Origin of the sequence: Pseudomonas sp. GV085 (assembly GCF_003050925.1) — a bacterium.
Lineage (GTDB): Bacteria > Pseudomonadota > Gammaproteobacteria > Pseudomonadales > Pseudomonadaceae > Aquipseudomonas.
Map to the genome: position 1 here is coordinate 373,661 of NZ_QAOV01000001.1, position 12,666 is coordinate 386,326.

Here is a 12,666-nt window from a genome sequence, read left to right on the forward strand (position 1 = left end):
GTCTCTCCTTACAAGTAGGTAATGCCTGGTGTTGCCGTACTGATGCGTGTACCGGCGGTGCCCTGGACAATTGCTTCGATGTCCGCGAGCGAACCGATCACTGCGACTTTTCCAGTATGGCGCGCGAATTCGCAGGCTGCCTGCACCTTCGGTCCCATGGAACCGGCGGCGAAGCCGAGTTTTTCCATTTCGTCGGGGTGGGCCTGGGCGATGGCTTTTTGCGTGGGTTTGCCAAAGTCGATGAACGCGGCGTTGACGTCGGTGGCGATCACCAGCAGATCGGCTTCAAGCTGTTCGGCCAGCAGTGCCGAGCACAGGTCTTTGTCGATGACCGCTTCGACGCCTTCGAGTTTGCCGGGCGAGGTATACATGGTCGGAATGCCGCCGCCACCGGCGCAGATCACGATGCTGCTTTTTTCCAGCAGCCATTTGATCGGACGGATTTCGAAGATGCGTTTCGGTTTCGGGCTGGCGACCACGCGGCGGTATTTGTCGCCGTCCGGGGCAATGGCCCAGCCTTTTTCGGCGGCCAGTGCTTCAGCCTCATCCTTGGTATAGACCGGGCCGATGGGTTTGCTCGGGTTCTTGAAGGCCGGGTCATTGGCATCGACTTCGACCTGGGTCAGCAGGGTCGCAAAGGGCACTTCGAAGTCCAGCAGGTTGCCCAGTTCCTGTTCGATGATGTAGCCGATCATGCCTTCGGTCTCGGCACCGAGCACGTCCAGCGGATAGGGTGAAACCGAGGTGTAGGCCGCCGCCTGCAATGACAGCAGGCCGACCTGCGGGCCATTGCCGTGGGCGATGACCAGTTGGTTGCCGGGATGGATCCTGGCGATCTGTTCGGTGGCGATCCGGATGTTGGCGCGCTGGTTGTCAGCGGTCATCGGTTCACCCCGGCGGAGCAGGGCATTACCGCCCAGAGCAACGACGATACGCATGGTGCAGTCCTTCTAAACAGAGGAAAGGCAAACGACTCGGTCAATTGTAGGAGTGAGCCTGCTCGCGATTGCGCAGCATCAGTCGACATTAATATTGAATGTCAGACCGCTATCGCGAGCAGGCTCGCTCCTACATTGACCGGTGCCGGTCTTATAGGTCAGCCAACGTCGACACCAGAATCGCCTTGATGGTGTGCATGCGGTTTTCCGCTTGCTCGAAGGCGATGCAGGCCGGCGACTCGAACACGTCATCGGTCACTTCGATGCCGTTGCTCAGGTGCGGGTACTGTTCGGCAATCTGCTTGCCGATCTTGGTGTCGCAGTTGTGGAACGCCGGCAGGCAGTGCATGAACTTGGTGCGCGGGTTGCCGGTGGCTTTCATCAGTTCGGCGTTGACCTGATACGGCAGCAATTGCTGGATGCGCTCGGCCCAGGCTTCGACCGGTTCGCCCATCGACACCCAGACGTCGGTGTGGATGAAGTCCACGCCCTTGACCGCCGCTTTCGGGTCTTCGGTGAGGGTGATGCGCGCGCCGCTTTCTTCTGCGTATTGCTTGCAGCGAGCCACCAGGTCGTCCGCTGGCCACAGGGCTTTCGGCGCGCAGATGCGCACGTCCATGCCGAGTTTGGCGCCGATCAGCAGCAGCGAGTTGCCCATGTTGTTACGCGCATCGCCGAGGTAGGCGTAGCTGATTTCGTGGATCGGCTTGTCGGCGTGCTCACGCATGGTCAGCACGTCGGCGATCATTTGCGTTGGGTGGTATTCGTCGGTCAGGCCGTTGAACACCGGCACACCGGCGAACTTGGCCAGTTCCTCGACGATTTCCTGCTTGAAGCCACGGTATTCGATGGCATCGTACATGCGCCCGAGCACACGGGCGGTGTCCTTCATGCTTTCCTTGTGGCCGATCTGCGAGGAGTTCGGGTCGATGTAGGTAACGTTGGCGCCCTGGTCATAGGCTGCAACTTCGAACGCACAGCGGGTGCGGGTCGAGGTCTTTTCGAAGATCAGCGCGATGTTGTTGCCCTTGAGATGCTGCTGTTCGGTGCCGGTGTACTTGGCACGCTTGAGGTCGCGGGACAGGTCGAGCAGGTAGCGCAATTCGCGAGGGGTGTGGTGTTCCAGGCTCAGCAGATTGCGGTTATGGATATTGAACGCCATTTTGGATCTCCTAAGGTGAACAGGTTAGTAGTCAATCGGATCGCGGATGATCGGGCAGGTCATGCAATGACCGCCGCCCCGGCCGCGACCGAGTTCGCCGGCGCTGATGGTGATGACTTCCACCCCGGCCTTGCGCAGCAGGGTGTTGGTGTAAGTATTGCGGTCGTAGCCGATGACCACGCCTGGCTCCACGGCCACCACGTTATTGCCGTCGTCCCATTGCTCGCGTTCGGCGGCGAAGCTGTTGCCGCCGGTTTCCACCACGCGCAACGCTTTGAGGTTGAGGGCCTGAGCCACGGTGTCGAGGAAGTTGGTTTCTTCGCGGCGGATGTCGATGCCGCCCGCCTTGCTTTCATCGGGGCGCAGGGTGAAGGCGACAATCTGGTTCACCACTTCCGGGAAGATCGTGACGAGGTCGCGATCGCAGAAGCTGAACACGGTGTCCAGGTGCATCGCCGCGCGGGATTTCGGCAGGCCGGCGACGATGACTTTCTCGACGGCCTTGTTTTTGAACAGGTTCACCGCCAGTTGCGCAATGGCCTGCCGCGACGAGCGTTCGCCCATGCCGATCAACACCACGCCGTTGCCGATCGGCATCACATCACCGCCCTCAAGGGTGGAGTTGCCATGGTCCTTGTCCGGGTCGCCGTACCAGATCTGGAAGTCGGCGTTGGTGAACTCGGGGTGGAATTTGTAGATGGCGGTGGTCAGCAGGGTTTCCTGACGGCGCGCCGGCCAGTACATCGGGTTGAGGGTGACGCCACCGTAGATCCAGCAGGTGGTATCGCGGGTGAACTGGGTGTTGGGCAGCGGCGGCAGGATGAAGCTGGAGTTGCCGAGGAAGTCGCGGAACATCTCGATGGCCTTGCCGCCGAAACTGGTGGGCAAATCGTCGCCCGATACGCCGCCAATCAGGAACTCGGCGATCTTGCGCGGCTGCAGGCTGCGCAGCCACGAGGCGGTTTCGTTGATCAGGCCCAGGCCCACCGAGTTGGCGGTGACCTTGCGTTCCAGGATCCAGTCCAGGGCTTCGGGGATGGCGACGATGTCCGTCAGCAGGTTGTGCATTTCCAGCACATCGATGTTGCGTTCGCGCATCTTGGTGACGAAGTCGAAGTGGTCGCGCTTGGCCTGGGCCACCCACAGCACATCATCGAACAGCAGTTCGTCGCAGTTGTTCGGGGTCAGCCGCTGATGGGCCAGGCCTGGGGAGCAAACCATGACTTTGCGCAGTTTGCCGGCTTCGGAATGGACGCCGTACTTAACTTTTTCCGTGGTCATTACAGTGATCCTCCAGATGACAAAACAAGGGAGTTAAAGAGTCAGGAAACCGTCATAGAGACCGTAGGCCGCCACCACGGCGCCCACGACCACCGCAGCGAAAATCAGTTTCTCGACGTTGGTGAAAACCGCTTTGTCGATTTCCAGCTTGGCCTTGGCGAACAGGATCACGCCGGGGGCGTAGAGCAGGGCGGACAGCAGCAGGTACTTGATGCCGCCGGCGTACAGCAGCCAGATCGCGTAGATCAGGGCCACGGCGCCGATGATCAGATCCTTCTGCCGTTCGCCCGCCGCGCCTTCGTAGCTTTCGCCGCGCACCGCCAACAGCAACGCGTAGGCCGCCGACCACAGGTACGGCACCAGGATCATCGAGGTGGCGAGGTAGATCAGCGACAGGTAAGTGCTGGCCGAGAACAGCGTGATGATCAGGAAAACCTGGACCATGGCGTTGGTCAGCCACAGGGCGTTGACCGGTACATGGTTGGCGTTTTCCTTGCGCAAAAACGCCGGCATGGTGTGGTCCCTGGCGGCGGCGAACATGATCTCCGCGCACAGCAGCACCCACGACAGCAACGCCCCCAGCAACGAGATGATCAAACCGACGCTGATCAGCACCGCGCCCCAGTGACCGACCACGTGCTCCAGCACGGCGGCCATCGACGGGTTCTGCAGTTTGGCCAGCTCCGGCTGGGTCATGATCCCCAGCGACAGCACATTCACCAGCACTAAAAACAGCAGCACGGTGACAAAGCCGATCACGGTGGCCTTACCCACATCGCTGCGCTTTTCCGCCCGGGCCGAAAAGATGCTCGCGCCTTCGATGCCGATGAACACCCACACGGTGACCAGCATCATTTTGCGCACCTGGTCCATCACGCTGCCCAGGTCCGGGTTCTTCAGGCCCCAGATGTCGGCGGTGAAGATGTCCAGTTTGAAGGCGAACAACGCAATCAACATGAACAGCAGCAGCGGCACGATCTTGGCGACGGTGGTCACGAGGTTGATGAACGCTGCTTCCTTTATTCCTCGCAGTACGAGGAAATGTACGGCCCAGAGCAGTACCGAGGCGCCGATCACGGCAGCAGGGGTATTGCCCTCCCCAAATAGCGGAAAGAAGTAGCCGAGCGTGCTGAACAGCAAGACGAAGTAACCGACGTTGCCCAGCCAGGCACTGATCCAGTACCCCCAGGCGGACGAGAAGCCCATGTAGTCGCCGAAACCGGCCTTGGCGTAGGCGTAAACCCCGCCATCAAGATCGGGTTTGCGGTTGGCCAGGGTCTGGAACACGAACGCCAGGGTGAGCATGCCGACGGCGGTGATTGCCCAACCGATCAGAATGGCGCCGACATCGGCACTGGCGGCCATGTTTTGTGGCAAGGAAAAGATCCCGCCACCAATCATCGAACCCACGACTAACGCAACCAGCGCGCCGAGTTTCAGTTTTCCGGGAGCTTCAGACATTGCATGACTCCAATGCAGGAGAAGAGAGGCAACAGACTAATTCTGTTGGCTATCCAATCAGCTGACTTAGATCACTAAATGAAAGCGTTCCCGGGTTGTTGGCGGAGTGCCATCATTTACAAGGCGGCTGCCTGTAACGCCTGTCCTAGAGGCTTTTGCAGATTCTTTAAGAACTTTTTAGCATTTGTTTCGAATTATGACGCTAGTTGGTTTTTCAAAATCTGCAAATTTTATTCATGCATTTTTTGTACTGAATTGATGTATTAAAAAAACGTATAAAACAAATGATTATAACGGTGTAAAAAAGCCATTTTGTGCAAGTAAAAAAGAGGTTTGTTGGCGTTATCCAATAAACGTTATTACTCTTCATCAGTTTAGTTGACGCCCGTTATGTGACGACTTCGCGGCAGTTGCCGCCCCCAAAAATGGAGATGCAGCGATGTCGCAATCACCGAACAAGCTTCGTCTGAGCGCATTGATCGCGTTGGTGGTGGGTCTGTGAAGCTGTTGCTGGCGTACCAGCCACCCTATGACTGGCCGGCGCTGCTCGGGTTTTTGTCGGTGCGGGCGATTGTCGGGTTGGAAACGGTGGTCGACGGTGTGTATTCGCGCAGCATCGGTTTGAACGGTGCTTGCGGTATGTTCTCGATCCAGCCTGGCACCTCGGATGCCCTTGAGTTGACCCTGGATTTTCCTGATCCGGGCGCCGTCCCTGCAATCGTCGCAAGCGTGCGGCGGATGTTTGATCTGGACGCCGACCTGTCCACGATTCACCGGCACCTGGCAGTTGATCCGCTGCTGGCGCGGCTGATTGCCGAGCACCCCGGGCTGCGTGTGCCGGGGGCGTGGGATGGCCTGGAGTTGGCAATCCGCGCGGTGCTGGGGCAGCAGATTACAGTGGCGGCGGCGATCAAACTTGCGGGCAAACTGGTAGCGCAGTACGGCACGCCATTGCATTCACGGTTGCCGGGGTTGACCCATGTGTTCCCTGAGGTCAGCGTTTTGGCTGGCGCAGATCTGGCTGCGTTGGGCATGCCGAAAAGCCGCGGCCGGACGCTGTCGGGGGTGGCCCAGGCATTACTCGATGATCCGCGGTTGTTCGAGCCCGGTCGGGAGGGAGGCGTAGCGCGGTTATTGGCCTTGCACGGGATTGGTGACTGGACGGCGCAATACATTGCGTTGCGACAGTTGCGGGAGATGGATGGATTTCCCAATGGCGACGTGGGGTTGATCAATGCATTGGCGGCGCTGGAGGGTGGGCCGGTGACGGCGCGGCAGCTGTTGGCACGAGCCGAAAGCTGGCGGCCTTATCGAGGGTATGCGGCGCAGGTGCTGTGGACTTCGTTGAGTCGGGCGGATTGAGCTTGATCCGAATTCTGTGCTGAATGGTCTGGCGCCTTCGCTGGCAAGCCAGCTCCTACAGTGGATCGTATTCGTCCACGCACCGCGTATACCTGTAGGAGCTGGCTTGCCAGCGAAGGCTATCTCACCGTCACCACCACTGCGCGGGATGGGAACCCAATTCAGTCGCGGGCAAGGCCCATTGCAAAGGCGTTCCCGTAATCTTCAGCGGAGCGTGTAACCGATGCGCCGGCCCCCAGGGCGTTTGCTCAACCTGTATCCCCTGATCGTGTTGGTCTTCGGCGCGCAACGGCTCGTCCGGGCCGGTTCCTTGCTCGAACAACAACTTCGCCGTACGCGCCAACGACAACCGGGCCGATCCCCCCATCCCGCTGCTCAAATGTCCTGCCAACAACCTGATCGCACTGGCCGCCATCAAATACCCGGTGGCGTGATCGAGGGCCTGCACCGGCAACGGCGTCGGCTTGTCCGCCTGTTTCCAGCGCATGCCCGCTTCGGCAATGCCACTGCTCATCTGCACCAGGCTGTCGAAGCCCCGCCGGTTCTGCCAAGGGCCGCTCCAGCCATAGGCGTTGAGGCAAACATCGATCAGGCCTGGGTTCAGTTGCCGGCGCTCATTCATGCCCAGGCCAAGTCGCTCCAGCGCATCGGCACGATAGCCGTGGAGCAGAATGTCGGCATCCTTGAGCAGGCATTCGAATACGCAGCGGTCGGAGCTGTGGTTCAGATCAAGACGCGCACAGCGTTTTCCCAACGTGACTTCCGGCACCACCCCCGGCTCGTTCCAGGTCGGCGGATCGATGCGCAAGACATCGGCGCCAAGGCCGGCCAGAAAGCGGCTGGCAATAGGGCCGGCGAGCACCCGGGTCAAATCCAGCACCTTGATGCCGGCCAGTGGTCGAGCCACTGAGCCTGTCCACGGTTTGCTGCCCTGGCCGGGGTGGTTGGTGAGTTGGATCAAGGGTTCGGCATTTACCGCCTGGCCTTGAGGATGGGTCTGCCATTGTTCCCAGGTACGCATTTCGGCGGCACAACCACCGGCATCGACCACCGCCTGCTCCAGCTCGCTTTTCGCCCATTGCGCCACTTGGCAAGCCATCGCTGCGCGGTCGGCACAGGCACCGAGCACGCTTTCGGCGGCGGCGCGGTGGTGGGGCGCGTTGGTGTGCAGGCGAATCCAGCCATCGCGGGTGGCGTAGTCACCGGCCACCGCATCCCACAGTGGCGGAACGCTCCAGCCGATCGGGCGAATCGAGGTCGCGAACCAGAAGGATGCCAAGCGTCGGTCAACTTCAAGATCGGGTAGGCGTCCGGTTTGTTGGTGCAGCAGTTCGCTGACGGCCTGGCCGGCGGCGGCCATGCTGGCGCAGGCCAGATCAGTGACGGCGAACGTTGAGGGCAGGGCGCCGCTGGACGTGAATGGAATCGGGGTGTGAGGCAAACCGAGTGCGGCTTGAATGGACGTGAGCAGATCAGTCATCGAAGGGCCCTCCGGAGTGAGAGCCCGATCATAGTTCAAAAAAATCCAGGTCAGATGAAATCCCCTTGTAGGAGCGAGCCTGCTCGCGATGGTCGTTAACGATAACGCGTATTTACTGGCTAAACGCGGCGCTCTTGGGTCCATCGCGAGCAGGCTCGCTCCTACAAGGTTTTTCTGCCTTGTTTAAACGCGGAACTGATCCATCAACTTCATCTGCTGGGTGCTCAGGGCGTTGAGCTGGCTGCTGATCTGCGCCGATTCGGTGGCCTGGCCGGTCAGGGTTTCGGTGACGGTGCGGATCGCCGAGACGTTGCGGTTGACCTCTTCGGCCACGGCGCTTTGCTGCTCGGCGGCGCTGGCGATTTGCAGGTTCATGTCGCTGATCACGGTGACCGCGTCACTGATCTTGCTCAAGGCCTGGACCGCCTGCTGAATCTGCCCGGCATTGCTGTGGGCCTGGGTCTGGCTTGAATGCATGGTAGCAACCACGCCACGGGTGCCGGACTGGATGCGTTCGATCACCAGGCGAATTTCTTCCACCGAATCCTGGGTACGCTTGGCCAGGTTGCGCACTTCATCGGCCACCACCGCAAAGCCGCGACCGCTTTCGCCAGCACGGGCGGCTTCAATCGCCGCGTTGAGCGCCAGCAGGTTGGTTTGTTCGGCGATGCTGCGAATCACCTCCAGCACCGAACCGATCTGCTCGCTGTTGACCGCGAGGGCTTCGACTTCGGTCACGGCCTTGCTGACCTCGTTGGCCAGTTGATTGATATCGCGGGTGCTGCGCTCGATGATCGACAGGCCGTCGCGAGCCGATTGGTCGGCACCCTTGGCGGCGTTGGCGGCGTTCGAGGCGCTGTTGGCGACGTCGTGGGCGGTGGCGCTCATCTCGTTGGACGCGGTGGCGACCTGGTCGATTTCGCGGAACTGCACCTGCATGCCTTCGCTGGTCTGGCGGGCGATTTCTGAAGACTGGTCGGCGGTGCCGCGGGCGTCGGTGATGCTTTGCTTGATCTGCGCGATGGTCGGTTGCAGCTTGTCGAGGAAGCGGTTGAACCAGCTCACCAGTTCGCCCAGTTCGTCCTGCTTGCTGTAGCGCAGGCGCTGGGTCAGGTCGCCATCGCCACTGGCAATCGCCTTGAGCATATCGGCCACGCTGTTGATCGGGCGGGTCACGCCGGACGCGGTAAGCCACATCAGCAACAGCCCGAGCAGGCCGGCAATCACCGCCACCGAGAGCGCCTTGAGCGTGCCGCTTTGCTGGGCATCGTCGAGCACCGCTTGCAACTTCACCGAATCGGCCAGCAGCACTTGTCTGGGCAGGTCGATCACCACGGCCCAGGCCTTGGCATCGGCAATCGGGCTGACCGGGTACACCGCACGGATCAGCTCGCCTTGCTGGAGAATCTTCGGTGCACCGTTACCGAGCAATTGCAGGATGTCCTTGCCATCGGCGCCCAGGGTGTCGCCGATGTTCTTGCCGACTTTACCGGCATCGACACTGTAGGCGGCCAGCACGCCAGTGCCGGAAACGATCAGCATGTGCCCGGCGCTGTTGAACAGGTCGCGCTGGGAGTTGACTGCCGCCGCTTGCAGGGCGTCGAGGGCGATGTCGATACCGACCACACCGATGGACTTGCCATCCACCAGCAGCGGTACGGAAATGGTGGTCATCAACACTTCCTTGCCGCCGACCGTATCGGCGTAGGGGTCGAGCAGGCAGGTGCGCTTGCTGTCCCGCGGGCAGGTGTACCAGACGTTGTACGGCGTGCCGCTGAGGTTCAGGGTGGTTTTGGTCATGTCCTCTTCGACCATGATCGTGTTCAGCGACTCACCCCCGGCGCGGCTCCAGTACGCGGCAAAACGACCGATCTCGTTGGATTGACGGGCGGCGTCATTGACGAACTCGCTGTCCTTGCCATCCAGGCCGTTGGGTTCGAACGCCAGCCAGATACCCAGTACCTTGCCGTTGCGCTCGAAGGCGGTTTTCAGGCTCTGGTTCAATTCCTCACGCAAAGCGCCGGGCTCAAGCGAGCGTTTGGCGGCCAGGGTGCGCATGTCCTTGATCTGGTCGGCCAGGGCGGTCACCACCGTCAGGGTTTCACCGAATGTCTTCTGCACCCGAACCGCTTGCTCGGCGGCCTTGGCCTGAAGCAGGTCCTGCACACTGGCGGTGAGCATTGAGCTGCTGGAATCATTGACCAGGTCATCGTTCTGATTGGTCTGGTAAATGTTCATGCCCACTATCAAGGCGACTACACCCAGCAGGCACAGACCGGACAGCAGGACGATTTTCAGGCGGATGGACAGTGAGTCGAACATAGGGCGAACTCGCGAATGGATGAAGTGTTGGCTGTGGGCCGTGACGGCTCACTCGCTAAGTCCGTTTAGCGCCGATCAATGCACATCGGCGTGGCGCTGAGGTTACATGAGGGGTAACTCGACGAACGGTAGTAGTTGAACGTTTGCGCAGGAAAATGTGCCGAAAGGATGGTTAAAACGAGGAAAAATCGCGGTTGGGCGATGATCAATTTTGCATCGACGTCCAGGGGACTTTTTGCGCATTAGATGAAATTCACGAAATACATATGTACCGCTTCTCATTAAGGGCTGGCCGCTTAAATGCAGATGCCACCTCGGTGGAACGCTTGCGGAAGTTTTGGCTTCTGGCAACTGACAATAAATAATGAGAAAACCATCATGTGTATTACTTACATTAAAAGGGCCGGGTTGCGCTCGGTGTTGTTGTTTTGGGGAATGTTATTGGCGGCAGGTGCGGCTCCTGCCATGTCTTTTCTGAACTCGGCAGCTATTTCGGGTATCGCCTCTCAAATACCCTTGGCGGCCACGGTACTGCCGGACAAGCTGAACACCCTTAAGGAAAGTCTGGCTGACGAAACGGATGTGAAGCAATACAGCTTCATGGCGGTACGGGGCCAGGATGTGTGGATCCGTGCGGGTGAGACGGAAGGCGGGCCATTGACACTGGAATACAATCGGAATGGCACATGGGCCGTAATCCCTTGGGACGTACCCTTTACGGTGTCTGGCTTACAGCCGAATGAGGAAGTTCAGGTTCGCATCTCGAAGAAGCCGTCTGCCCCGTTCGTAGCAGGTGATATCTACAAGCTCGAGTTTGGCTCAGCACCTTACTACGCCGACAGTCGCGTCCAGGGCGATACCGGTGATCTGCGGCACTACTGGGCGACTACGCAGGCCTACAGAGTCTTGAATTGGTCGGTGCGGTTGAGGGATTCGACAGGGCAGCCGCTCGAAGGCGCTACAGCTACTTTGATATTGGACAAGGGGGCGGATGAAAAAAGGTACGACCTTATAACGGACAGCACTGGTAACGCCGCGCAAGCCCTCGAGTTGGGCAGGTGTTATGGCCAGTTGAAGTCTGATCCTTTCTGGACCAGCAGTGGCAAGTATCGCTATCAGTGGGAAGTTGAATACAACCTGGGGCATTGGTCGATTCAGGTTCAAGACAAAGAGGATTCGGGGGTGGGAGGTTACAACGTGCCGAATGTTTCATTTGCTCAGATCTGCTATCAACAGATGTTGCATAACTAGGTCTGCCACACACCCGGCAAAGCAGTTACGCACGCTCGCTTTGCCGGGCTTTTTCAATCGATCAGACCTCGATGTGCAGCCCCGGCTTTTTCTCGATCGGATTCTTTTCGGCCTTTTTATGCAATTGATCCAGCCAGGAGTCTGAGCTCCTCAGATCCAGCGCACCTTTGTTCAGCAATAATCCATAGTCAATCATCTTGTGGAAGTTGCTCAGGTCCAGTTTCACCTTGCCCTCAAACTGTGGCTTATCCAGCCGAATCAACTCGATTACGGTCTTGGCGTGCTTGAGGGTCAGGGGTTGCAAGCCTTTGGCCTCGTTCAACAGGGTATTCAATATTTCCTCATCCCTGGCAGTCAGGGTGTCGGGGGGCGAAGTGACTTTCAACTGCCCGTCTTCGGCCACGGTGAAACCCATTACGTCATGGGCCAGACCAGACCATTTGCTTTGCAGGTCTTTTTTGAAGTCGGAGTAAACCCCTTCCATTCTTTTGAGCACCAAATTTGCCTGGAATTCATGATGCCTAATCATTGAATGTCTAAAGCTTTTTATCAGTGGGGGTAGGTCATAGAACCCGCTAATTGATTCGAGCGCATTCAAAAACTCCTCCACCTCATTCAGTTTTTCGCTGCTGAGATTTCTAGCTTCACTTCGAGGCGCTCGGAGTTTCTCGATGGTCAACCTTAACTTGTCATCCATTACCGGAATGTCGTCTTTCTCAGGTTGGGCTTTTTCCGTGTTCGCTTTCAATGTTTGCGGATACGGAACTTGAAAAGATGCAGCGGCACTTACATTCATGTCAGCTTCTCGTTGTGGGGGTTCATGGTGCTTAACGGCCAGACCCGGTCATGGGTGACCTGATAAACACGTAGGAGAAATCCGAACAGGAAGCAGGTAATTTCAAGTGTGCCGTTGTCGGCTGTTACAGGGCGGCTTGAAAATACTTCAGGTGACTTGCGGCAGTGGTTCCGGCCGCGACCAGATCCACAGATTGCCCAAGCCCATCCCGGTAATCGCCAGGTAGATCGGCCAACCGTGATCGAGCATCACCAGCATCAGACCGGCACACAACAACATGCTGACCGTGGCGCTGATTTTTGCCCGGCGCGCGATGATCTTGCCGTTGCGCCAGTTATGGAGGATGGGGCCGAACAGCCGGTGGTTTTCCAGCCAGGCACTCAGGCGCGGCGAACTGCGGGTCGCGGCCCAGGCGGCCAGCAGGATGAACTCGGTAGTTGGCAGACCGGGTATGACGATGGCGATCAGGCCGATGCCCAGGCTGACATAGGCCAGCAGGCCGAAGAGGAGGCGGGAGAGTTTTGAAGAGGCAGGCATTGGGTTCAAGGGATTTGGTCGGATCTCGCAGACTTGCTCGGGCCTCTGTGGGAGCGAGCTTGCTCGCGATGGCGGA

At 59.0% G+C, this 12,666-nt stretch carries 10 protein-coding genes and 1 pseudogene; 2 read left to right on the plus strand and 9 right to left on the minus strand.

All coding sequences use genetic code 11. The features are described from left to right. Nucleotides 1–8 precede the first annotated feature (8 nt). The 4 genes from arcC to arcD all read right to left on the minus strand — a co-directional run bounded on the left by arcC (nt 9) and on the right by arcD (nt 4,842). On the minus strand, nt 9–938 hold the full coding sequence (gene arcC / locus C8K63_RS01735) for a carbamate kinase (protein ID WP_108215110.1): 930 nt from the start codon (nt 936–938) through the stop codon (nt 9–11). 151 nt (nt 939–1,089) lie between these two features. Next, nucleotides 1,090–2,100, minus strand: a complete 1,011-nt coding sequence (locus C8K63_RS01740) for an ornithine carbamoyltransferase (RefSeq protein ID WP_108215111.1) — start codon at nt 2,098–2,100, stop codon at nt 1,090–1,092. A gap of 24 nt (nt 2,101–2,124) precedes the next feature. Beyond that, nucleotides 2,125–3,381 carry an arginine deiminase gene (gene arcA, locus C8K63_RS01745; protein WP_108215112.1) on the minus strand — a complete coding sequence of 419 codons (1,257 nt, stop codon included), beginning with the start codon at nt 3,379–3,381 and terminating at the stop codon, nt 2,125–2,127. A gap of 33 nt (nt 3,382–3,414) precedes the next feature. Continuing rightward, nucleotides 3,415–4,842 carry an arginine-ornithine antiporter gene (gene arcD, locus C8K63_RS01750; RefSeq protein ID WP_108215113.1) on the minus strand — a complete coding sequence of 476 codons (1,428 nt, stop codon included), beginning with the start codon at nt 4,840–4,842 and terminating at the stop codon, nt 3,415–3,417. Nucleotides 4,843–5,340: 498 nt separating this feature from the next. On the opposite strand from arcD, the gene C8K63_RS01755 reads away from it, so the two are divergent. Then, nucleotides 5,341–6,204 carry a DNA-3-methyladenine glycosylase gene (locus C8K63_RS01755; protein ID WP_108215114.1) on the plus strand — a complete coding sequence of 288 codons (864 nt, stop codon included), beginning with the start codon at nt 5,341–5,343 and terminating at the stop codon, nt 6,202–6,204. A gap of 130 nt (nt 6,205–6,334) precedes the next feature. On the opposite strand, the gene C8K63_RS01760 is transcribed toward C8K63_RS01755, so the two are convergent. From C8K63_RS01760 to C8K63_RS31150, 3 genes and pseudogenes are all read right to left on the minus strand, one after another. Continuing rightward, a complete protein-coding gene (locus C8K63_RS01760; RefSeq protein WP_108215115.1) occupies nt 6,335–7,684 on the minus strand; it encodes a CoA transferase in 1,350 nt (449 codons plus the stop codon). Between the two features lie 183 nt (nt 7,685–7,867). Beyond that, entirely contained in the window at nt 7,868–8,623 is a 756-nt protein-coding gene (locus tag C8K63_RS31145) for a methyl-accepting chemotaxis protein (protein WP_371920725.1), read from the minus strand. A 102-nt stretch (nt 8,624–8,725) separates the two neighbouring features. Continuing rightward, nucleotides 8,726–10,006, minus strand: a pseudogene (locus C8K63_RS31150) (HAMP domain-containing protein); the annotation flags it as partial. Nucleotides 10,007–10,306: 300 nt separating this feature from the next. Between C8K63_RS31150 and C8K63_RS01770 the strand changes: the two are divergent. Next, on the plus strand, nt 10,307–11,257 hold the full coding sequence (locus tag C8K63_RS01770) for a hypothetical protein (protein ID WP_146176359.1): 951 nt from the start codon (nt 10,307–10,309) through the stop codon (nt 11,255–11,257). Between the two features lie 61 nt (nt 11,258–11,318). Here the strand turns inward: C8K63_RS01770 and C8K63_RS30005 are convergent, their stop codons facing one another. Both C8K63_RS30005 and C8K63_RS01780 read right to left on the minus strand, forming a co-directional pair. Next, nucleotides 11,319–12,053 (minus strand): hypothetical protein, encoded by a 735-nt coding sequence (locus C8K63_RS30005; RefSeq protein ID WP_146176360.1) that lies wholly within the window; start codon nt 12,051–12,053, stop codon nt 11,319–11,321. Nucleotides 12,054–12,200: 147 nt separating this feature from the next. Beyond that, nucleotides 12,201–12,590 carry a YbaN family protein gene (locus tag C8K63_RS01780; protein WP_108215119.1) on the minus strand — a complete coding sequence of 130 codons (390 nt, stop codon included), beginning with the start codon at nt 12,588–12,590 and terminating at the stop codon, nt 12,201–12,203. Nucleotides 12,591–12,666 lie beyond the last annotated feature (76 nt).